The sequence below is a fragment of the Azospirillum canadense genome, assembly GCF_025961225.1.
In the GTDB taxonomy this organism is placed as follows: domain Bacteria; phylum Pseudomonadota; class Alphaproteobacteria; order Azospirillales; family Azospirillaceae; genus Azospirillum; species Azospirillum canadense.
In genome coordinates this window covers 63,119-85,407 of sequence record NZ_JAOQNG010000009.1, presented here as the reverse complement: position 1 = coordinate 85,407, position 22,289 = coordinate 63,119, and the positions used below count along the sequence as shown (strand labels likewise).

The window sequence follows — 22,289 nt, the reverse complement described above, 5'->3', positions numbered from 1 at the left end:
AAAACGGGAACAACCGGATCGGGGAGGCGGCCATGACGGGGCACACGCTGCGACGTCTGTGGAACGAAGACGCGACCTGCGGCTTCTGTCTGCATGCCGAGCCCGGTGGGGCTTGGTGCACCGGGATGTGCCGCGACCTGTCACTCACTGACGTGGTGAAGCGGGTTCGCGCCGTCCGCGTTAACGTCGTCCGGCTTGAGGCCGTCAAGCAGGGGGTGATCAAGACGGTCAAGCCGCATGTCGTTCCCCGCGCTCCTGCGACGGCGGGCGAGCACGCTGCACAACGGCGCTCCACCGCCGTTGAGCATGCGGTGGACAGCCTGCAGCGGGCTCGGAACCACGCCGTCCTTGCGGAACTGACCGCACACCGTCTGCGCGCCACTCGGGCGGCCCTCGCGGTGACACGGGACACTTTGGCCAAGAACCGTCCATCGGCGGATGGGTGATGGTGCGCCTCGGGTGGTTCATCCGACCCGCCATCGACCTTCGATGGTCAGTTCCGTCCGGTCTGACGGCGTTACGTTTGAGGCCGGCTGGCCGGGGCGTGTTTCCGCCGGCTGTGCCGGCGCGTCCGCCTGGAGCGCCCGCCCGCAAAGGGCCTGCGCATGTACCAGGAGAAGCGTTAAAGACGTGCTGCCGGAGTGGATCCCCCATCAACGCCAAGGTCTCCTCTCCCGCACCGCATCACATCGACAACGCTCGTCGAGGCAATGCGCATAATCCGGTTTTGTCCTCAGCCAAACGAGCGCGTCAAAGCCCGTTGGCAGGATGACGATCGTGCAGCGGCGGTGTCAGGCTGGATTGATGGCCGGCCCGTTGTCCACCACGCCGAACAGGTTGGGGCGGTCGTTCCTGACCAAGCCGACGTCCTTGCTGAATCGCCAGACCCGCATGTGCCGATGCGGACGGCGCATGATCAGTTCCCATATGGGAATGCCGGTAAGATCGATCTATTTTCATCCAAGTCAGGTGTGTATGGCCAATATTACCTCCTCCATTCTGGGGCGAGTAGATGACAATGGCTCCACTTTGCTCTTTACAATTCCTTCGCGCGTACGCTGACGCAACCTGGCAAGTCCCACCCAAACCTAACTCTAGCTATCAGTATTGCGGGCATTTCGGATGAGTGGTCTTGAGGCAAGGCATTAACATTTCGAATGTATCGGCGGCTTTCCAGTGGCCTTCCAGGCATTCTCGTCCAAGTATCGTATTTGTAGGCAACCCTAGTGGCTCGAGTCTGACGCCCGCTTCGCTTTGTTGACGTTTCCGATGATGCGGTCGGGATCGGCGCTCCAGACGAAGCGCTTGGCCGTCCTGTTGTGCTCAGCGATGAAGCGGTGGATGGCGGCCTGGAGATCGACGATGCCGCGGAAGCTGCCGCGGCGCAGGCGTTTGGTCGTCAGCTTGGCGAAGAAGCCCTCCACGGCGTTGAGCCAGGACGCGGAGGTCGGCGTGAAGTGGAAGACCCAGCGCGGGTGCTTTGCCAACCAGGCCCGAACCTTCGGGTGCTTGTGGGTGGCATAGTTGTCCAGGATCACGTGCACCACCTTGCCGATCGGCACCGCGGCCTCGACCGTGTTGAGGAAGCGGAGGAACTCCTGGTGCCGGTGGCGGGCCGCACATTGGCCGAGCACGGTGCCGTCGAGCACGTTGAGCGCGGCGAACAGCGTCGTCGTGCCGTGGCGGGTATAGTCGTGGGTGTGCGTGGCGGGCTGGCCCTTGGCCTGCGGCAACCCCGGCTGAGTGCGTTCCAGAGCCTGGATTTGCGATTTCTCATCCACCGACAGAACCAACGCGTGCTGGGGCGGGTCCATATACAGGCCGACCACGTCCTGGACCCGTTCGGCGAACCGCGGGTCGCGTGAGAGCTTGAATGTGCGCACCCGATGCGGCTAGAGGCCGTGGGCGCGCCAGATGCATTGCACGCTGCCAACGCTGACGCCGCTGGCCGCCGCCACGGTGCGGCTGCTCCAGTGCGTTGCCTCGCCGGGCGGCTCGTGGAACGTCATCTCCACCACACGCTCGACCACGTCCGGAGCCAGGACCGGGATACGGGACGGGCGGGTCTTGTCACGCAGCAGCCCATCCACACCCTGCTCCTGAACCCGGCGTTGCCAGCGATGGACGGTTGGTAACGACACCCCGACATCCTGAGCAATGGCGCCGTTCAGACGTGTGCCGTCGCTCAGCAGAGCGATGCGGGCGCGTGGCACCAGCTTCTGCGCGGTGTTGCCGTTGCCGACGAAGATCCTCCAGCCGACGCCGGTCGGCGGGAGCGAGTTTCAGGTCAATGGACCAGCGAGAGACATCCATCTCCCGCAGCGTGCCCACATCCCTTGTAGAACCTAACCCCCTGTTCGACTCGCCCCACTGGAGTGATCGCCCGGCACCTGGAGGGCATTCACTGCCCGACGCCGCGCGGTGAGACGCGCTGGTCGGTGTCGTCGGTGCAGAACCTGCTCGGCCGAGCCGTCGCGCAAGGGCTTCTGGAGGATCGACCGCTTCCCAAGCCGGAGGCGCCGCGCCGGCGCGACCGCCTGCCCAACCCTGAAGGCAGTAGGCGCGTGCAGCAGATTGGAAGCGGTAGGGAGAATGGAATTGGGAACTGGTTTCAGCAGCCTTATGGGAGTTTGGGCTCGCCCAGCTGTTTCCTGATTGTCCCACGAACGGCCCGCAAGGGCGGGCGAAGGAGGCCATCATGCGCCCTGCGATATGCGCCACCGCAGCCTTGGCGCTTTTGCTCACAGGACCTGCATGGGCTCAGAATGCGGGGGGGCGGACGCCGCCGCCATTCAGCGGAGGTGTCACTCCGACCCAAATGAACCAGAACGACATCCCAACTGCGGCCATCGCTCCGCCAGCACCTTCGGCGGCCCTGGGAACGGAGATGACCGGCGCGGCCCTGCTTGGCCGGACCGTCTACGGTGAGGGCGAGGAGCAGATTGGAACGGTGGTCGACATCGTGCTCGACCCGCACACCCATGCGATTCACCAACTGGTGATCGAGGGCACCGATCTGTCCAACAGCGGGCATAAGACGGTGGCCGTCGACATGGGTCGGGTGCAAGTCCGGCCAGAGCAGGGCGTCCGTATCACCGGGCTGACCCGCGGCGGCATCGCGGCCATGCCGGACTTCACTCCGGATGACGCGAGCATTGCGCTGGGCCGCTCGTCCTCAAAGATGAGGGCCAGCGACCCAATCCCACACGCGCCGCAGCCGTCACCGGATCGGTGAGCGGTCTTGCACGCGTCTCTCGGCCTGTGGTCGCCGGTGCCGTGGATCTCCATCGGCTTTCTCGAGTGACGGACCACAAGCCCCATCGATCGGCGGCGGGGCGCTTCCCACCGACCAACCGCCCCATGGTCATGTCGGTCATGCGGGCTTCTGGAACCGGAAACTCAAACCGCGGAGGGATATCAAACCCTCAGGAGGAAAACATGTCGCAGTCATCAGAAGCGTCGACGAACCCCCTCATCGAAAGTGACCGGGTCGAGGGCACCTCCGTTCATGGCAGTGACGGTCAGTACATCGGTGTCATAAAGCGGTTGCTCATCGAAAAGGTGAGTGGGCAGGTCGTGTACGCGGTGGTGGAGTTTGGCGGGCATTTGGGCTTCGGCAAGGGCCGCCACACCATTCCATGGCCAAAGCTCACCTATGACACGTCGCTGGGCGGGTATCATGCCGATGTCAGCGAGCATGAGATCCAAGGGGCGCCAGACATCACCAGAGACGAAAACTACGACCGGCTCGATCGAGACGCGGAAGAGGAGCTGCACGCCTATTTCCGCATTCCGCCATATTGGCGAGGAATTTGATCTGATCGTTCGGCGGCGCGCCAAACAGGTCCTGGCCGGGTGAGGTGGGCTCCGGCAAGGCGGACGGCCCACGACAATCGGCGAGTCGGCGGGCAAACCGGCCTCCGGGAACTTTTCGTTTCCCTTTAAGGCCCCCTGACGACACGCGGCTCTCCATCAAGACTGCTGTGGCTTGAGCGCTTCCAGATGGTGGCATGCTTCTGGCTCCGGGATCACGGCCGGCACACCACCATAAACCAGGTATCGTAACCGAGGAAAAGGGCACATCCAACGAACTGCCGACTTCGTTTGCTGACCGGCTGCTGTTTGACCGCTCTTCTGCCCGACGGGTTGTATGCCCGCCGTCTGCTGGCGAGCGCGCCGGGCAGCCGCGCGACGTGAGCTGCGCAAGCAACACGTCCCCAAGGCGCGCCGACGGGCGATCCATTCGCTCGGGGTGAAGACTGCATGAATCCAATTCATTCATAACGCATTGTTATTCATTCGTTTGAGGCGTCGTGAAAGGCTAATGTTTGCGCCAATGCTGCGGTTCAGGCCGCAGAGCGTTTCCTCCCTATACTTCGGCCGCCACAACGCCGTGTTTCACGGATGCGGTCAGTGTCGTAGGTCCAGGCCCCGTCTCCGTTCTGGTCGCCCGCTATGCCGCACCAGGCCAATGCCGCTCGTCGCCATCACATTGCCCGGCCGAAGCGCACAGTGACGAATTGGGCCGAGTACGACGCCGCCTTGCGCCAGCGTGGCAGCCTCACGCTCTGGGTCAGCGAGGAGGCAATCGAGCAGTGGAAAGCGGCGCCGCGCCGAACGCCGGGTGGACAGGCGAGCTCTTCGGGCCTGGCGATCACAACGGCGCTGAAGCTGAGGGCGGTGTTCCGGCTGGCGCTGCGGCAGACCGAGGGGCTGCTCGCCTCCATCTTCCCGTTGCTCGGGCTGGATCTGCCGGTTCCGGATCACTCCACCATCGCTGCCGGGCTCGGACGGTGACGCTGCCCTCCGCGCCGCGCTCGAGCGGCGGGCCCGTCCACCTGCTGGTCGACAGCACGGGGCTGAAGCTGGGCGGCCCGGGCGAATGGCTGTTTGAGAAGCACGGCACCAAGCGGCGGCGCTCCTGGCGGGCCTTGCACATCGGCATAGACGCCGGCACGGGTCGGACTGTCGCCGCCACGCTGACCGACTATGGTGTCGATGATGCCTCCCAGGTCGGCCCCTCGCTCGATCAGATCGCCGAGCCCGTGGCCTCGGTGACCGGTGATGGCGTGTATGACCGGACCGAAGTCTACGCGTCCGTCCACGAACGCCATCCCGAGGCTCTGGTCGTGGCACCGCCACACCGTGACGCTGTGCTCAGCGACACCGCCGAGACGGCGCCCACGCAACGCGACCGCCACATCCAGACCATCGCTGAGAAAGGGCGGATGGCTTGGCCGCGGAGCAGCGGATACAACAAAAGGGCGGCCGTGGAGAGCCAAATGGCGCGCTGGAAAGGCGTCATCGGTCAGGCGCTGCGCTTCCACACCGAGGAGGCGCAGGCTGGTCCGGCGCAGGTTCTCCAACCAGCGGACACTCTCTTCCTGCTCGATGGGAACCCGCGTCGGGTTGATCTTCCTCTTCAGTGCGGCGGTGCCCTTGAACTTGGTCCGGGTCCAGAACTTGACGGCGCCGAGGCCCAGCGGCAGGCCCTCGGTCGTGACCGCCAGACTGGCGTGCATCAGCAACCCACACACGGTGTGCATGCGGAACCGGCCCTCCTGGTCCTGACCGCTGTTCACCCGGACGGTCTGGCCGATCTTCTCGGGATGCTCGCGCTGGAAGGAGAACTCCGTGGTGTCCTGAATGACCGGGAGCGGGCCGGACGTCGCGGCGACCCGCTGGCGGGTCGAGTCGAAGTGGCCGGCGAGAATGTCCGCGTCCCCCCACTCGCTCGTCGGCAAAGTGGCAGCCGGCAAGTTCATCCTCGATCCAGGCGTTGGTTCCCGTGATCATCGGCTCCTCTCGAACATCGTTCGATGTCAACAGGCCGCTGATTGCCCGCGTTCGAGGTGGAGGCCGCCGTCACCAGCGATTCTAACGGATGTGGGCAATTGAAAGACTCACCGGATGCTTACGGTCCGATCACGCCTCGCCCGTTGCTCCGTGTTCACGGTCGAGGCATCGGCCGCCGTTCGGTCGAGCGCGCCGCGGCTTAGAGGAGGCAACCAACTGTGAGTACGACCAGCGCTCACAGGGTACACCGAAGGAGAGTGCTGCCGTATCACACCATCCACATAGCTCATTAGGTGAGATCGTCTTGTCCTTCGGGACGGTGATCGCCCCTGATGAAGCGTGAGGGAGGATGAAATGCGACTGCGGAGTGTTTCGGCCATGATGCTGGCCGTTGGCTTGGTGGCGTTTGCAGGGGGGGGCCGACGCCCGATCCTCGACCATGAGCCGGACCGAGGTCCAACACGTCCAACGTGCTCTGAACCACGCTGGGTATGACGTCAGGGTCGATGGCAAGTGGGGGCCGAACACCCAACGGGCGTTGCGGGACTACCAGCAGGCGCACGGCTTGGCAGCGACGGGCCGCCCCAACCGCGACACGCTGGCGGCACTCGAAAGCGGGTCGCCGCAGCGGATGTCGGGCAGTTCCGGTGCTCTCCGCGAGTCCCCCGCGGCGGGCGGATCGGCAGGAATCAACCATATGGGCAGCAGCGGCAAAGGCTCGCGGACGCGGACCGACACGCTGACCAACCCCTCGACGGTCTATCCGTCACCGCAGTAGGCGGCGGCGCCTGGGCCGTGTGCCAGCGGCAGCGGTTGGCCGAATGCGGCCAACCGCTCTCTGCCGACGGGAGTCGCTGATGCCCGCTACGGCAAATCACTGACCTGTCGGAAGTTTTCTCCGCAGGATAGGTGGAGGCAATTGAAACAGCCCAATCGCTTCCTCATTCGTCAGCTGCCGACGATAAAGTGAAAGCGGTATTGATGCGCGAGGGCACCAGGCCCGACAGCCACGCCGTTGATGCTGACGAAACCACCACGGCCATCGCCGCAGCCAGGACAGCAACTCGGCGCCGTTTGGCGAGGCGCCTTTCGGCCCCGCGCCGAACCGCCAGAAGGTATTGTTGTTCGTGGCTCAGCAACTCCTCAACGATGTCAAACGACCTCACCCGCCCTGTTCCGCAGTGTACCTTCCGTCGAGCGTTGAATGCCATTCGGTCCTCATCATGAACAGATTGGGATCAATCTCAACCTTATGCTTGGTGCTTGGAATCGTAATTTGGCGCAACGCCACATCACCAGCCCGCCAATGGCGATAGACGGTCGATGTCACAAGGAAATCGAATCAAATCGCGCGTAAAGCAGACGCCGCTTTACCTTTGAGGTCATGAATGTCCTGACGCAAACCCGTTATGCCACGCCCGCATTTTTCGCTTGGATGGGACGCGTCACCCGCCCAGGCTCCCCACTCACCTGAACGTGATCCCGACCAGACAGTGGGGCTGCCAAATTGCAAAGGCCCACCAACTCCGAAAAGGCCCTCCAGTTCCCGCTCAGCGTTGTTTGCAGGGACAGTCGAGCGGAGGAGCGAGGCCGAATGACAACCACATTGCAAAACGCCGTTGCATGCTGGTTGGCCACCATCGACGTGCTTGGTGGGCGCAGCACCGTAGGGCCGTATGCATGCCTGCGGGACGGCCTGGCGGACCTGGTGCCGATCGCCGAAGCCTCGGAACCCTGCCCTCTTCGCGATGCTGTGTTGGCCCTGGCCGAAGGGTACGATGACCTCGCCTTGCTGGCCGCGGTTGGCCTCCGATTGTCGCCACAAACGCGCACCGCGGCGGTCGAACGCGTGCTTACCCGCTTTGATGCGGTGGCACGGCTTGTCGAAGACCAGCGGCCGCCCCTTTGATCCAAATGCCGCGCGCCGATCAGGTCTTCTGGATCGGCGTGTTGCAGGGAGGCGAGATGGGCAAGAGGGGATGCATGAGGGGAATCTGGCGTTGGGAGAGGTGGACAGACCTGGAGGCCTGACTTGCACACCCTCTATCATCACATCCGGTACGCCAATGGGCCGGTCTACTATTCCGGCAAACCCATCTCGCTCGCCGATGCGCAACTGTTGATCAATGCTGACATCGCGAAGGGGCGCATCGCCCCAGGCTCATCCCTCCGGGAGGAAGGAGTGGAACTCGTGATTGAGCCGGCGCCACCAAACGACGACAGGCTTGAGTGAGCTCTCATGCCTCCACTAGGCCGAGCGCTATCATGATCGCCGCATTGCCCCGAATTCGCAGCGAGCGAGGCTGATGCGTCAATTGCCGAGCAGGCCAGCCGCAGGCAATCTGCCCTCATTGTACAAAGCGGACGCGCGGCTGGTCCGGGCACGCCAAGCTCCGACCCGATGAGCATCCACGGCGGGGAATGGAGCCTGGCCGAGGCATCTCGGCCAAAACTGAGGGGCGGTCAGCGATGGCCGCCTCTCTCCGTTTCCAGGCAAAGGGAAAGCCGTCCCACGGCGGCCTAGGTTGGGACCTTGTCGCGCTACAGCTGGTTCCGTTGCAAAGTTTGACGGTAGGCGCGGAGAGCCGCGTCGTCCGCGTCGTCAGGCGGCAACAGCGAACAGGTCGGCAATAAAGACCGCCTGGGCGGGCATGTCGTTGACGGGCATGACGGCAACCTGCCCCTCGCACACCATCGCCAGGATCTCATCGCCGGTAATCATCCGAGGCGCGGGCGCAGGCGCTTGTCCAGTTCAGGTGCGTAGGCCTGGATCCAGCGGAAGGTAGTGGTGTGATCGACCGCCACACCACGGTCGGCCAACATACGTTCCAAGGCGCGGTCGCTGATCGGGAACTGCAGGTACCAGCGTACCGCCCACAGGATCAGCGCCGCCGTGACCGGCCGGCCCTCGAATGGGTTCTTCCCGCTGCGCATCACTGTCTCACCCCCGCCACCGAAAGGGGCCGGGTTTGGTCCGATCGCCGCCCGCCGTCAAACGTTTCACCGGAACTGGAATGTCCACCCGACAAAGCAAGCCGCCGTTTCTGTGCCTCAGCTCACAGAAAACTACGGCCATCTTGTATACCGTCCTGACGCAGACCAATGCGACAGAGAGCAAATCGCATGAAAAATTTGGATCGTGCTCGAATAGCCATGTTCCGGTCACGTAAATATGAGAATGCTCTGGCCGATGAAAGCACGGCGAACACCATTGCGGCCTGCTGTTTTTGGGCGGTTTTTACTTTCATCACGGGATCCTGTTGCCTTCTCAAACTAATGCAAGCCGGCTGCTTGATGGTGTGATGTCCTGGATCGGGGACACGCCGACCGACCAGTCTTGCCCGATCATTTGTGCATGGCAATGCGCACCGGACCGTCCGATGGCCGGGCTGATCATACGACGGCGGCCGTCGCCGCGCCGGCCTATCCCTAATGCTTCGGTTTGTTTCCGTCGTCAGAGGTAATCCCTGCCTCCAGTTGCTTCCGATCATCCTCGACTTGCTGCCAAACCTGACGGCCTGAATGTGCTACAGTGCCCACGCTCGACCAATCAGCCCGAGTGGACCGTCATGAGCGGCAACGAGCACATTCTCGTCGTGGACGATGATGCCGAGGTGCGGGACCTGCTGATCGAATACCTTGCTAAGCAGGGATTCGTCGTCACCCCCGCTGAAAGTGCGGCCTGTGCCCGCGACGTGCTCGACACGAGGGCTGTCGATCTGGTCGTTCTCGATCTTCAAATGCCGGGCGAGGACGGGCTCAGTTTCGCACGGGATCTGCGCCGCCGCAGCGGCGTGGCTATCGTCATGCTTACAGCCTCCGGCGACACCATCGACCGGGTGGTCGGGCTTGAGGTCGGTGCCGACGATTATGTGGCGAAGCCCTTTGACCCGCGCGAGTTTCTGGCGCGGATCAGGAGCGTCCTGCGGCGGACCCGGCGCGAGTCCGCAGCGGAGCCGGTTGTGGACGGACGCACCGTTCGTTTCGGCCGCTGCCTTTTCGACCTCGAAGCGCGTCGCCTTTACGCCCTCGACGGCAGCGAAGTGCCGATCACGGCCATGCAACTCGAACTCTTGGAGGCGTTTGCCAACAATCCCAATCGGGTCCTGTCACGCGACCGTCTCCTCGACCTTGCGCACAAGCGCGGCAGCGACCCCTTCGACCGCAGCATAGACATTCGTGTGGCGCGCCTGCGGCAGAAGATCGAGCCGAACCCCGAAAAACCGCAGGCGATAAGGACCGTGCACGGAATCGGCTACGTTTTCGTCCCGAGCGGACAGGGACCAAGCGCCGAGGGTTGATGCGGCGCCGCGTCGCCGGGGCTGTCTCCGATCCGGATACCAGCCGTGAACGGAATGCGTCGTCCGGGGGAGGCCGGTGATGACGGAAGACCGGGCACGCGGGTTGGTTCGCCACTATGTCCTGGGCCTGATCGCCGTTGCCCTGCCGCTCTTGCTGCTGATGACGGGCCTCGCCGTTGCGCAGTTCACGGTGGAGCGCTCCGCCCGGCTCACCCGAATCGCCCGCAGCGCCGACGATCTGCAACTGGCGCTCGACTCGATGGTCAAGTCGGCCGACGACCATGTGCGGCAGTTGCGCCAATCCGCTGAGGACCATCTCTCCGGCAGGCTCGCGACGCCCGCGTCGCCCCTTCGCCCTTTGCTGCGGCCCGAGCGCGGGGACAACGGGGGAAGCCCCGGCGAAACCCTGTTCCTCGACGCCGTCGCCGGCACCCCGACGGAGGCGCTGGTCGGCAACCTGCACGGCCGGGCGGATTTCCTGATCCGGCGCGGCGGCGACACGCTGGAGGTCGATGCGGCGCTCGGGCTGTTCGAACCGATGCGGCTGGCCCACCTGACCGCCCCCTTCTTGCGCCGGAGCTATTATGTGTCCGGCCGCGGCGACTTCCTCGTCGTTTATCCGTACGCGAGCGGCCACGCGTTGGCCCTGACACTCGGGCAGGCACGTCCCACCGAGAATGCGGAGCGCGACCCCCACTGGTCGTCGGTCCACGCCGATGCCGGCGGGGCTGGCTGGATGGTCAGCCACGCAGCCCCGGTCTATGTGGGATCGGACTTCATGGGATTGGTCGGTACCGACGTCCGGCTCGACGAGTTGAGCGCGTTCCTGGCCGACCGCCACCAACCACCGGGCCGGGTGTGGATCGTCGATGATCGGGGCGACGTGCTGGCCGACAGCGCTGGTCCGCCGGTTCCGGACGGCGCACGGCCGCCCGCCCTTACGGACGTCCTTCCGGGGCCGCTCGCCGCGCGACCGTTGGCCGAGCTTCTCAGGCCTTCGGGATTGCCGCGGCAAATCGACGGCTGGGATATTCTGCCGCTGCCTCTTGCGGCGGCTCCCTGGCATCTCGTCTTCGTGGCCGAGGAGGGCGAGATTGCGACGCTCGTCATCGAGCGCCTGTGGCCCTACGTCCTCCTGCTTTCCGGTGTGCTCGCAACGCTCGTGCTCGCGCAGCAACTGCTGCAGCGGTTCTTTGTCAGCCCGGCGATCGCGCTCGCCAACCGGGTTCGCGAGCAGAGCGAGGGCAAGCCACTGCGGATGCGCCGCGTGCCGGCTCTCTGGCGCCCGTGGTTTGCGGCGGTTGACGACGCGTTTCAGTCCAGACGCCGGCATCTCGCCCGGACGCGCGAGGAGCAGGCGCTCAAGGACGCGGTCATCGAGGCCGCCTTCGACTGCATCATCACCGTCGACGAGGCGGGGTGCGTGTTGGAGTTCAACGCCGGGGCCGAGAGGACTTTCGGCTACCGCCGCGAAGAAGCGCTCGGCCGGCCCATCGCCGACCTGATCGTTCCGCCCCATCTGCGCGAGCGCCACAGACAGGGCATGCGCCGCTACATCGAGACCGGCGAACGGCACATGCTTGGCCGGCGCGTCGAGATCGAAGGCATGCGTGCCGACGGCAGGCTGTTCCCGGTCGAACTGGCCATCGCCGAAGTCCGCCTGGGGCGCCGGCGGCTTTTCACGGCCTATCTGCGTGACATCACCGAGGCGAAGCGGACCGAAGCGGTGCTCCGGGCCAGCGCGGCCGAGCTTGCCGCGATTGCCGATGGCCTGCCGCTTGCGGTCGCCATTTCCCGGATCGACCAAGCGGAGGTTCTGTTCGCCAACGGCCAAGCGCAGGATGATTTCGGGCTCCATCCGGGCTGTCATCCCGATGGGATCATGAGGGTTTATCAGAACCCCGAGGACCGCCGGCGCCTGCTCCACATCCTCACGAAGACCGGCTGGGCGGAAGGGTTCGAGGTCCAGATGCGCCGCAAGGACGGCTCGACGGTCTGGGCCTTGATTTCCGCACGGACCATCGATTTCCGAGGCATCCCGGCGGTGCTATCCGCCATCACCGACATCAGCGAGCGCCGCCGGACCGAGCAGGCCCTGCGCGCCAGCGAGGCGCGGCTCGCCGCCTTCATGCAGTACGCGCCGGTGGGCATGTATCTGAAGGACGCGGACGGCCACTACGTCATGGCCAATCCGGAAATGGCCAAGGTGTTCGCCCGCCCGGTCGCGGAGATGATCGGGCGAACGCCCGAGGACGTGTTCGAACCGCACGAGGCGGCGATGATCCGCCGCTATGACCGCGACGTGCTGGAGACCGGCGCGGCGACCGTCGAGGAAGAATATCTGTCCGGCCTTCAGGACTACAGTTGGAGCATGGTGATCCGCTTTCCCGTCCGCGACGACACGGGACGGATCACGCACATCGCCGGCTTCGACGTCGACATCACCCGGCAGAAACAGGCCGAGGCCGAGTTCCACCGCCAGCGCGAGGCGATCCACCAGCGGGAGAAGCTGGCCGCTCTCGGCTCCCTCCTGGCCGGTGTGGCGCATGAACTCAACAACCCGCTGTCCGTGGTCATCGGCCGCGCCATCATGCTTGAAGACGAGGTCACGGATCCGGCGGCGCAGGCTTCCCTTGGGCGCCTGCGCGCCGCGGCTGAACGCTGCTCGCGGATCATCAAAAGCTTCCTGGCGATCGCCCGTCAGAAGCCGCGGGAGCCAAAACCGGTCGATGTCCGCGCGGTGCTCGCCGCCGTCCTCGACATCCTCGCCGGCGTGCTGCGAAGCGCCGGTATCGAGATCCGCAAGGACTTCGCCACCGACATGCCGCCGGTCCTCGCCGACGAGGACGAGCTGCATCAGGTGTTCCTGAACCTCATCGTCAACGCCCAGCAGGCGCTCGATGCGGTGCCGCCCCCACGCCGTCTGTGCCTGCGCGCCGCGCGCGCGGACGGCCGTGTGCGGATCGAGGTGGCGGACAACGGCCCAGGGGTACCAACGGACCTGCGGAACCAGATCTTCGATCCGTTCTTCACGACCAAGCCGGTTGGCTCCGGCACGGGAATCGGCCTGTCCGTGTCCCACGGCATCGTCACCGGTCACGGGGGCATGGTCTGGGTCGAGGACAATCCGGACGGCGGGGCGCGCTTCGTCGTAACGCTGCCCGCCTTCGACGCGGCCCTTGCCGCGCCCGAGCCGGAGCCGGCGGCGGCGGCAGACGGGGGCGTGCACGGCGACGTCTTGGTCGTCGACGACGAGCCCGAGGTGGTGGTGATGCTCAAGGAGGCTCTCGGGCGCGACGGGCACCGGGTGGTGACCGCGCCCGACGGCGCCGTTGCCCGCGAGCTTCTGCGCGCAGCATCGTTCGATGCCGTGATCTGCGACCTGCGCATGCCGCGCCTCGACGGCCTCGGCCTGGCCGCGGCGCTTGCGGAAGAACGCCCGCAGATGGCGGCGCGCCTCCTCCTCATGACCGGCGACGCGCTGCGCGCGGCCGCCGCGCTGCCGTTGGAGGCCCGTGACCGGCTTTTGGAAAAGCCGCTCGACCCGGACGAGGTCCGCCGCCGGGTGCGCGACCTGATCGCCAATCGACCCGACGCCTGATCCCCCGGTCTCTCCCAGCGCGAAACAACTGAAACAAGACGGATACAACAAAGTCCGCCGAGGACACACGCGCGAAAAGCCGCCCCCGCATCTTCCCAATCGACCGGCAATGGAGCGAAAGCCCACAGCCGACATCATCGAAACTCAGGAGGAGTATTTCACATGTCGAACATCTTCGGTACCAACGCTTCCGAAACCATCATCGGCACTGCGGAGTCCGACGGCCTGTTTGGCCGCGCCGGCAACGACACGCTGTTCGGCCTTGGCGGCAACGACCTTCTGGCCGGGGAAAGCGGAGCCGACAAGCTGATCGGAGGCGATGGCAACGACGTCCTCGACGGCGGCATCGACGATGCCGGCGACTCCGACACGCTCGACGGCGGGGCTGGCATCGACACCGTCACGTACAGCCAGGTCCAGCACGGCGTGACCGTGAACCTCGTCCAGGGCCTGACCTTCGGGGCGGGAACCCTCGACAAGCTCATCTCCATCGAAAACGTGACCGGCACCAACTTCAACGACGGTCTGGTCGGCGATGCCGGCAACAACATCCTCCAGGGTGCCGGCGGCAACGACTTCCTCGACGGCGGTGCGGGGGATGACCGGCTCAACGGCGGTTCCGGTGCCGACAACCTCGTCGGCAACCTGGGCAACGACATACTCAACGGCGGCACGGGGGCCGACCGGCTGAGCGGCGGCGACGGCGCCGACACCTTCAAATACTTCAACCTGTCCGGTTCCGCGAACGAGAGCGGTGTCGGCTCGCTCAGCCGCGACGACATCGCCGACTTCACGCACGGCGTGGACAAGATCGATCTGAGCGCCGTCGACGCCCAGGCCGGGGTCTCGGGCAACCAAGCCTTCACCCTCGTCGGCGGGAACAGCTTCTCGGGCGAGGGGCAGATCCGGTTCTTCTTCGAAGGCGACCACACCGTCGTTCAGGCCAACATCAGCGGTGCGGGCGTCGCCGAGAGCGAGATCCAGCTCGACGGTCACGTCAACCTTTCGGTCGGGGACTTCATCCTCTGACTCTTCGGCCGGCCGGGTCCGCCCGGCCGGCCGCCCTTTCTCCCGAACGCACAAACAGCGGATTTTACCCCATGTCCGTTCCAGCGACGGCCACGCGCACACCCGGCGCCCGCACCCGGAACCGTCCCGACACCACCCCGCTGCGCCACGCGCTCCGCGAGGTTCGTCGCGGTCTCCTCGTGGTGGCCGTGTTCAGCCTGTTCCTCAACATGCTCGTCCTGGTGTCGCCCGTCTATTCGACCCAGGTTTACGACCGGGTGCTGTCCAGCGGCCGCGTCGAAACCCTGGTGGCGCTCACCGCCGCCGCAGGGCTCGCGCTGGTCGTGATGGCCCTGCTCGACATCCTGCGCTCGCGTGCGCTCGCGCGGATCGGCTTCTGGCTCGAACGCGCGCTCGCCGGCACGCTGCTGGAGGTCAGCGTCCGCGAAGCGCTCGCCGGCCAGCCGTCGGGCACGCAGGCCATCCGCGATCTCGGGCAAATTCGCGGCTTCATCACCGGTCCGGGCATCGCCCCGATCTTCGACGCGCCCTGGGCGCCGGTCTTCATCGTCCTTATTTGGATCGTGCATCCCTGGCTCGGCATTCTCGCTTTCGTCGCGGCGCTTCTCTTGTCGTTGCTGGCCGTCGCCAACGAGGTCGCGACCCGCGCGCCGCTCCAGGAGGCGAACCAGACCTCGGTGATCGCGTTGCGCCAGAGTGAGGCCGCCCTGCGCAACGCCGAGGTCATCGAAGCCATGGGCATGCTGCCGGCTCTGCTCGCCCGCTGGGACGCGGTCAACGACCGGGTGCTTGCGTGGCAAACGGCGGCGAGCGACCGCACCGGCGTGATCCTGGGCATCACCAAGGCCCTGCGCATTCTCGTCCAGCTCGCCGTTCTGGGGCTCGGTGCGGATCTCGTGCTGCGCGGGGAGCTGACCGGCGGCGGCATGGTCGCGGCCTCGATCCTGCTCGGCCGCGCCCTTGCTCCCGTCGAGCAGGCGATCGGCGCGTGGAAGGGCTTCATCGGCGCCCGCGCGGCGCACGGCCGGTTGGAGGCCTTGCTCCTGAAGCACCCTACCCACCCAGCGCCTGTCCGCCTGCCGACGCCTGAGGGGCAGGTGACGGTCGATCAGCTCGCCTACGTCCCGCCGGGCGGTGGTTCCCGACCACCGATCCTGCGCCAAATCTCGTTCGATCTGGCGCCCGGCGAGGTGCTCGGGGTGGTCGGACCGTCGGCCTGTGGCAAGTCGACCCTGTGTCGGCTGCTGGTCGGCATCTGGGCGCCCACGGCCGGCGAGGTGCGGCTGGACGGCGCCCAGGTCCGGAGCTGGGACCGCGCGGACTTCGGCCGCCATGTCGGCTACCTGCCCCAGGACGTCGAACTGTTCGCGGGGACCGTGGCCGAGAACATCGCGCGCCTGACGCCCGACGCTTCGGACGCGGCGGTGATCGAGGCGGCGCAGACCGCGGGCGTGCACGAGATGATCCTGCGCCTGCCGCAGGGCTATGCGACCGAAATCGGCATCTCCGGCATCGTTCTGTCGGGCGGCCAACGGCAGCGCATCGGTCTGGCCCGCGCCCTGTTCGGCCAGCCGCGGCTGATCGTGCTCGACGAACCCAACGCCAACCTCGATCACGCCGGCGAGGCGGCGCTTGCCGATGCCATCGAGCGCGTCAAGAGCCGTGGCGCCACCGTCATTCTGGTCGCCCACCGGCCGAGCATCATGACCCATGTCGACAAGCTCCTGGTGATGCAGGACGGCGCCGTCGCGATGTTCGGCCCGCGTGACCGGATTTTGCCGCAGCTCATTGCCCCCCGTCCCGCCCAGCGGGCGGCGTCCTGAACGCCTGGAGTTTCGAGGAGATCACCACCATGACGCATGAACCGGTTCTCCGGCAGTTGAAGGGCGTAATCTGGGCCGGCGCCGCCGTGATCGCGCTGTTCTTTGGCGGCCTTGGCGGCTGGTCGGCGACGGCGCCGCTGGCCAGCGCGGCAATGGCCCCCGGCGTGGTTGTCCCGGACGGGAACCGTCGCACCGTGCAGCATCTCGAAGGGGGCATCGTGCGGACGATCCTGGTCAAGGACGGGTCGTCCGTCCATGCCGGCGACACGCTCCTCACGCTGGACGACGCCCAGGCGCGGGCCGAGGTCGAGACGCTGCAGGCGCGCGTCGACACCTTGGCCGCGACCGAGGCGCGTCTCCTCGCGGAGCAGCAGAACAGTACCGTTTTTGCCTTTCCCGGCCGGCTCGTAGCGTCGGCCGCCGCCTCGACCAGCGCGCGTGAGGCGATGCGCAGCCAGGAAGACCTGTTCGCAAGCCGGCGTCAGGTGCTCGCCGAGCGGCGCGGCATTCTTCAGCAACGGGTTGCGGAATTGCAGGAGGAGATCGTGGGGCTCGCCGCTCAAATCGCTGCCGCCGACCGGCAGATCGCCCTCATCGGCGAAGAGATCGCCGACGTCGAACATCTTTATCGCGCGGGTCTTGAGCGCAAGCCGCGGCTCCTGGCGTTGAAGCGCGCGAAATCGGACATCGAGGGCGACCGTGGCGAACGGCAGGCGGGCATCGCCCGCGCACGCCAGGCGATCGGCGAGGCGACGCTTCAGATCGTTGGGTTGGACACCGCGAACCGCGACGAGGTCAACGGCGATCTGGCCAAGGTCCGGGCCGAACTGGCTGAAGTCGGGCAGCGCTTGGCGGCAAGCCGGGACGTTCTGGCGCGTACGGTGGTCACGGCGCCGATTGACGGCACGGTCGTGCAGCTCCGCGTCCACACCCAGGGCGGTGTCGTCAAACCTGGCGCGCCGATCCTCGATGTCGTGCCCGCCAATGAAGAGTTGTTGATCGACGCCCGGATCGCGCCGACGGACATCGACGTGGTCCATGCGGGTCTGCGCGCACAGGTCATGTTGACGGCGTACAAGCAGCGCAACCTGCCGCGGATCCATGGCGAACTCCGGCAGGTCTCGGCCGACGCGCTGGCCGATGAGCAGACCGGGCGGCCCTATTTCAGCGCGCGTGTCGGGGTTGATCGTGCCGAAATCGCCCGCTTGGCCGGAATCGCGCTCGCGCCGGGAATGCCGGCCGAGGTGTTCGTCATGACCGGCGAGCAGACCGCCCTCGATTATCTCCTGCGCCCACTCTACGACGGCGTCCGCCGCGCTTTCCGCGAAAGCTGAGCGGCGGTTCAGCCCACCGCAGCCCGGTGCCTCACCGGGCCTTGCCGCCCCCTCATGGTCCCCAGAATGCCTGAGCGGCAGCACGATCGGCAAAGGTTCGGAAAGCATCGCCGGCAACAACTGAAACACGATGGAAACAACATTCTGGTCGGGAGACGTCATCGCGAAACACCGCCTCCCTAATATCTGCGGCATCGGGAAGAAAGCAACAGCTCGCGCCCGACAAACCCATGGCCCATGACGACGACTGGGCTTCCTTCCATCCGTGAAAGGACGCTGTTACCATGACGATCAACGGCACCAACGCTTCCGAGACCCTCAAGGGCTTCGACTTCGTCAACGACACCATCAATGGCCTGGGAGGCGACGATCACATCTTCGGCCTGTCCGGCAACGACGCGTTGTTCGGCAACGACAGCAACGACACGCTGGTCGGCGGCGCCGGCAACGATTTCCTGAGCGGCGGAAACGGCATCGACACCCTTCTGGGCGGCGGCGGCCAGGATGTGCTGTCCGGTGGCGCCGGCGTGAACACCTTCCAGTACGCCTTTGGCGCGGAGAGCAAGGTCGGCGCCTCCAACCACGACATCATCACGGACTACGAGCACGGGATTGACAAGATCAACCTCGCCAGCATCGACGCGGTGCCAGACATTGCGGGCAATCAGGCCTTCCGTTTCGCCGGGACCGGTCCTTTCGCCTTCGAGGGGGACCTCACCGTCGCTTACGCGAACGGCAACACCTTCATTCTCGGCAACACCGACACCGATGCCCAGCCCGAGTTCGAGATCCAATTGAATGGGCTGCACACGATCTCGGCCTCGGACTTCGTCCTGTAACGAGGCCCGCCTTCCCAAGGATCTCTGTTGCTATGGACGCCGGCTGGATTTTCCGGCCGGCCTTTTTTGGCCGTGCCACGCAGGGGGCACCGTCAAGTTGGGGTTGGCTGGGCAGGCGGGCTGAAGGTATAGAGCCGACATGACGACGCGCCTTGATGCCCGGTACGCCGGCTACCGGTTCCCCGCCGAGGTGATCAGCGACGCGGTGTACCTATACTTCCGGTTCCCGCTGAGCCTACGCATAGTCGAGGAGATGCTGGCGCGGCGCGGCATCGTCGTCAGCCACGAGACGGTGCGACAATGGAGCCGGAAGTTTGGCCAGGTGATCGCCAACCGCATCCGCCAACGCCGTTTGGCGCGCGGTGAGAAATCGCATTTGGACGAGGTCGTGAACAGTATCGCCAGCACCACGCATTTCCTGTGGCGGGCGGGCGACCAGGACGGCTTCGTCCTCGACGTCCTCGTGCAGAGCCGGCGCAACAAACGAGCGGCCAAGCGCCTGTTCCGCAAGCTGCTGAAGAAGCAGGGCCGAGTGCCTCGTGTGGTGATCACGGACAAACTGAAGTCTTACGCGGCCGCCAAGAAGGACTTGAAGGTGCGGTGTGAGCACCGCCAGCACAAGGGGCTGAACAACCGCGCCGAGAACAGCCACCAGCCGACCCGACGCCGCGAGCGACAGATGAAGCGCTTCAAGTCACCCCGGCAGGTCCAGCGCTTCCTGGGGCCATCCATGATCCCATCAATAACCTTTTCCACCTCCGCCGCAACCATCTCTCCGCCCGCGAATTCCGCACCGCCCGCGCTCAGGCCTTCCAGGCTTGGGCCGAGGTCGCCGACGCCCGCTTGGTCGCGTAAGCGACCACCATCCCTGTATCCGCACTATCAGCCCGCCGTCTGTTTGCTCAACTGCCAGCAACTTGACGGTGCCTGGCTGTCCACCGCCGGGCGGCGACCTCCGCCAGCGAAACCAGGCGCAGCTTGGGGTTCCGGAGCATGGTCTTGACGAAGGTGATCTCCAGCGTCTCGCCGGCATACAAGGTGCCGAAAACGCACGCCGGATCATCGTAGTGGTTGCCGGGCGCGATCTGTGGCCCTTCCCGGTCCGGGCCCTGAAGCGCATGCTCGACCTCGGACGCCCGGACTCCATCTGCGTCGCGTAATCCGAAGGCCGGGAAAGGGGTTCCTGCGGCCGAGTTCACTTGGCTGCAACAAGGTCCCTCGGCGCAACAATGTCGCCGCTCCGTGTTTGTTGGAGTGATGCACCGACTATGAGGAGCCACTTCCTTGAGCACGGGATTGATCGCACTGCTTGACGACGTGGTTGGTTTGACGAAAGTTGCCGCCGCTTCTCTGGACGATGCCGCCGGGCAGGCCGCGCGAGCGGGAGCCAAAGCCGCCGGTGTGGTGGTCGATGACGCTGCGGTCACGCCGCGCTACGTTGTGGGCTTCACCGCGGATCGGGAGCTGCCGATCATCGGCAAGATCGCTCTGGGTTCCTTGAAAAACAAGCTGGTGTTGCTGTTGCCGGCGGCTTTGGTTCTGAGCCTCGTGGCGCCCTGGGCCATTACGCCGCTGCTGATGCTGGGCGGTGCCTTCCTCTGCTACGAAGGAGCGGAAAAGATCTACGAGGCCGCCTGGCCGCACGCGGCCCATCATCGGCATGGTGGTGAGGTCACGGCCGCTCAGCAGACGACCCGGCAGTTCGAAGACACGAAGGTGAGCAGTGCAATCAAGACAGACCTGATCCTGTCCGCCGAAATCATGGCGATCACCCTGTCCACGGTCGCTGCAGAGACCTCTTCCTTCTGGATGCAGGCGCTGATCCTGGGCGTTGTTGGGACTGGCATCACCGTCGCGGTCTACGGCGCGGTGGCCCTGATCGTGAAAGCTGACGACGCTGGCGTTTCCCTGGCGCAGAACGACCGGCCCGTCTCCAGTCTCTTCGGGCTACGGCGGTTGGCCACCGGTGTGCCGAGCGGGGCGGACTGGACGCTGCGTCCACTGACGCAGGGGTTGGGCCGCGGTCTTGTCTACGGTATGCCCGTGTTCCTGAAGCTGCTTAGCCTCGTCGGCACCGCCGCGATGCTCTGGGTCGGCGGCGGCATCATCATCCATGGGCTCGAGGGCTACGGGCTGTCGCAGATCGGCCACGCGGTTCAGGATGCCGCCGCGGCGGTCGGCCAGGCGATGCCGGCAGGCGCCGCAGTGGTGGAGTGGTTGGTCGCTGCGGCGGTGGCAGGTTTGGTTGGCCTCATGCTCGGCGCAATGCTGATCCCGCTGGTCCACCACGTCGCCATGCCGATCTTCGTGGCGCTGAGACGGTGACGCGGCTCGGTCACGGGAACTGACCCGGCGCGCGGAGAGCCCGAAGTTCCTCGGTGGGCAGCGTGGTACATAGAGGAGAATGGGGAGGGAAGAACTCCGGTTTTCCCGCCTTGCTAGGAGGTGCCGACGTAGCTCGGGCCTGCCAAGCCGACCATGCGGTTGAGCGGGTTGCCGGCAATGATAACGGCCGTCCCCGATCAGCCGCTTCACCGGGGCGGTCACCCGCTCGAGCTAGGGGTCGGCCTGCGAGGCGTCATCGATGTCGGGCGCCACTCTCCCAGCCTGTCAGGCGGCGGCGAGCGCCGTTTTGCCGTCATCGGCCACGGCCACAGCCCCGGCAACCGGGGTGCTGTTCCAGCGATAGCCGAAGCCGGGGTAATTGGAGATGCCGTCGAATTCAGCATCAACCGCGCGGAACTTCGCCCGGATGCGCTTGATGAAGGCGCGCACGTTCGCCCGATAACCGTTGCTTCCGTACCCGGCCATGAAACCTTGGCCGTGCACCAGGTCGTAGATTTCACGGTAGGACACGTCGCTCTCCAGCCGGTTGACCAGCAGGGCGACCATGTTGAACTCGGTCAACGTAAGATCGACGCGCGTTCCTTTCCAAAAGGCACGCCCCTGGGCCAAACGCAGTCCCAGATCTCCGTGGATTTGGACCTGCGCCTCGCTCTCAACCTGCTCTGGCACGTCGCTGGGGTTGGTTTTGGTGCCATCGAGGACCAGCGACATCCGCTTCAGGAGGATCGGCAGCCGGCGCGACTTGTCGATGTAATCGAGAGCGCCGTGGGCCAGCGCGCTCTCTTCGTCGCCGTCTTCAGCCTCTTCGGCCAGGCAAATGACCGGGGCGCTGATCCCGCGGGAGGTCACCTGTCGCAGGAGCGCGGCAGCCGCCATGCCGGGCGCGTTCCAGTCGAGCAAGAGGAGATCGGTCTCGCCACCGTGCGTCAGGTACTCCAAGGCGGCCTCGCCGCGGTCGAATGACCGGACATCATACCCCTCTTCCGCCAAGCTGCGGCCCAACGATTCACGGTGGCTATCATCCGCTTCGACCAAAGCCACCCGGGCAATGACCTCGGCCATGCGCGCCGTGCTGTGATTGACCGACGAAACGCTGGGAAGAGAGTAAACGCTCACTGGTTCGGTCCTCGCTACCGTTGCAGAGAATTGGGCGACCATCGGCCGCGTCAGGGAGGCACATTTCTGGGACGACATGGTTAACGCGGCGTAAAAATGTCCTT

General features: G+C 65.6%; 18 protein-coding genes and 3 pseudogenes. 16 read left to right on the top strand and 5 right to left on the bottom strand.

Features of this window, described 5'->3' with window-relative positions; all coding sequences use genetic code 11:
- The first annotated feature begins 32 nt into the window (after positions 1–32).
- Positions 33–446 (top strand): hypothetical protein, encoded by a 414-nt coding sequence (locus M2351_RS34795; protein ID WP_264660588.1) that lies wholly within the window; start codon positions 33–35, stop codon positions 444–446.
- A gap of 345 nt (positions 447–791) precedes the next feature.
- Here M2351_RS34795 and M2351_RS34790 read toward each other — a convergent pair whose 3' ends face one another.
- Positions 792–914, bottom strand: a complete 123-nt coding sequence (locus tag M2351_RS34790) for a hypothetical protein (protein ID WP_264660587.1) — start codon at positions 912–914, stop codon at positions 792–794.
- 309 nt (positions 915–1,223) lie between these two features.
- Positions 1,224–2,313 (bottom strand): annotated as a pseudogene (locus M2351_RS34785) (IS630 family transposase).
- Between the two features lie 505 nt (positions 2,314–2,818).
- On the opposite strand from M2351_RS34785, the gene M2351_RS34780 reads away from it, so the two are divergent.
- The 7 genes from M2351_RS34780 to M2351_RS34755 all read left to right on the top strand — a co-directional run bounded on the left by M2351_RS34780 (position 2,819) and on the right by M2351_RS34755 (position 8,029).
- Entirely contained in the window at positions 2,819–3,235 is a 417-nt protein-coding gene (locus M2351_RS34780; RefSeq protein ID WP_264660586.1) for a PRC-barrel domain-containing protein, read from the top strand.
- A gap of 203 nt (positions 3,236–3,438) precedes the next feature.
- Entirely contained in the window at positions 3,439–3,816 is a 378-nt protein-coding gene (locus tag M2351_RS34775; RefSeq protein WP_264660585.1) for a PRC-barrel domain-containing protein, read from the top strand.
- A 696-nt stretch (positions 3,817–4,512) separates the two neighbouring features.
- A complete protein-coding gene (locus tag M2351_RS34770) occupies positions 4,513–4,797 on the top strand; it encodes a transposase (protein WP_264660584.1) in 285 nt (94 codons plus the stop codon).
- Complete coding sequence (locus M2351_RS45375) at positions 4,794–5,792, top strand: transposase (RefSeq protein ID WP_406567478.1); 999 nt, start codon at positions 4,794–4,796, stop codon at positions 5,790–5,792. The genes M2351_RS34770 and M2351_RS45375 overlap by 4 nt, the downstream gene beginning before the upstream one ends.
- A gap of 443 nt (positions 5,793–6,235) precedes the next feature.
- Entirely contained in the window at positions 6,236–6,574 is a 339-nt protein-coding gene (locus tag M2351_RS45370) for a peptidoglycan-binding domain-containing protein (RefSeq protein WP_406567477.1), read from the top strand.
- Between the two features lie 816 nt (positions 6,575–7,390).
- The gene (locus M2351_RS34760; protein ID WP_264660582.1) at positions 7,391–7,705 is read left to right on the top strand and encodes a hypothetical protein; all 315 of its coding nucleotides are present in this window, start codon (positions 7,391–7,393) and stop codon (positions 7,703–7,705) included.
- A 123-nt stretch (positions 7,706–7,828) separates the two neighbouring features.
- Positions 7,829–8,029: a hypothetical protein gene (locus M2351_RS34755; RefSeq protein ID WP_264660581.1), complete on the top strand. Its 201-nt coding sequence runs from the start codon at positions 7,829–7,831 to the stop codon at positions 8,027–8,029.
- A 500-nt stretch (positions 8,030–8,529) separates the two neighbouring features.
- Here the strand turns inward: M2351_RS34755 and M2351_RS34750 are convergent.
- Positions 8,530–8,730, bottom strand: a pseudogene (locus M2351_RS34750) (IS6 family transposase); the annotation flags it as partial.
- 635 nt (positions 8,731–9,365) lie between these two features.
- On the opposite strand from M2351_RS34750, the gene M2351_RS34745 reads away from it, so the two are divergent.
- From M2351_RS34745 to M2351_RS34715, 7 genes and pseudogenes are all read left to right on the top strand, one after another.
- A complete protein-coding gene (locus M2351_RS34745; RefSeq protein WP_264660580.1) occupies positions 9,366–10,097 on the top strand; it encodes a response regulator in 732 nt (243 codons plus the stop codon).
- A gap of 79 nt (positions 10,098–10,176) precedes the next feature.
- Positions 10,177–13,698 (top strand): PAS domain S-box protein, encoded by a 3,522-nt coding sequence (locus M2351_RS34740; RefSeq protein WP_264660579.1) that lies wholly within the window; start codon positions 10,177–10,179, stop codon positions 13,696–13,698.
- A gap of 162 nt (positions 13,699–13,860) precedes the next feature.
- Positions 13,861–14,727, top strand: coding sequence for a calcium-binding protein (locus M2351_RS34735; protein ID WP_264660578.1), 867 nt, complete (start codon positions 13,861–13,863; stop codon positions 14,725–14,727).
- A gap of 71 nt (positions 14,728–14,798) precedes the next feature.
- Positions 14,799–16,550 (top strand): type I secretion system permease/ATPase, encoded by a 1,752-nt coding sequence (locus M2351_RS34730; RefSeq protein ID WP_264660577.1) that lies wholly within the window; start codon positions 14,799–14,801, stop codon positions 16,548–16,550.
- 29 nt (positions 16,551–16,579) lie between these two features.
- Positions 16,580–17,884 (top strand): HlyD family type I secretion periplasmic adaptor subunit, encoded by a 1,305-nt coding sequence (locus M2351_RS34725; protein ID WP_264660576.1) that lies wholly within the window; start codon positions 16,580–16,582, stop codon positions 17,882–17,884.
- 284 nt (positions 17,885–18,168) lie between these two features.
- The gene (locus M2351_RS34720) at positions 18,169–18,723 is read left to right on the top strand and encodes a M10 family metallopeptidase C-terminal domain-containing protein (RefSeq protein WP_264660575.1); all 555 of its coding nucleotides are present in this window, start codon (positions 18,169–18,171) and stop codon (positions 18,721–18,723) included.
- A gap of 139 nt (positions 18,724–18,862) precedes the next feature.
- Positions 18,863–19,578, top strand: a pseudogene (locus M2351_RS34715) (IS6 family transposase).
- A 47-nt stretch (positions 19,579–19,625) separates the two neighbouring features.
- On the opposite strand, the gene M2351_RS34710 reads toward M2351_RS34715, so the two are convergent.
- Positions 19,626–19,922 carry a hypothetical protein gene (locus tag M2351_RS34710; protein ID WP_264660574.1) on the bottom strand — a complete coding sequence of 99 codons (297 nt, stop codon included), beginning with the start codon at positions 19,920–19,922 and terminating at the stop codon, positions 19,626–19,628.
- Between the two features lie 85 nt (positions 19,923–20,007).
- Here M2351_RS34710 and M2351_RS34705 point away from each other — a divergent pair, with 85 nt between their 5' ends.
- A complete protein-coding gene (locus M2351_RS34705; RefSeq protein ID WP_264660573.1) occupies positions 20,008–21,048 on the top strand; it encodes a DUF808 domain-containing protein in 1,041 nt (346 codons plus the stop codon).
- 285 nt (positions 21,049–21,333) lie between these two features.
- Here the strand turns inward: M2351_RS34705 and M2351_RS34700 are convergent, their stop codons facing one another.
- Positions 21,334–22,131 carry a response regulator transcription factor gene (locus M2351_RS34700; protein WP_264660572.1) on the bottom strand — a complete coding sequence of 266 codons (798 nt, stop codon included), beginning with the start codon at positions 22,129–22,131 and terminating at the stop codon, positions 21,334–21,336.
- Positions 22,132–22,289 lie beyond the last annotated feature (158 nt).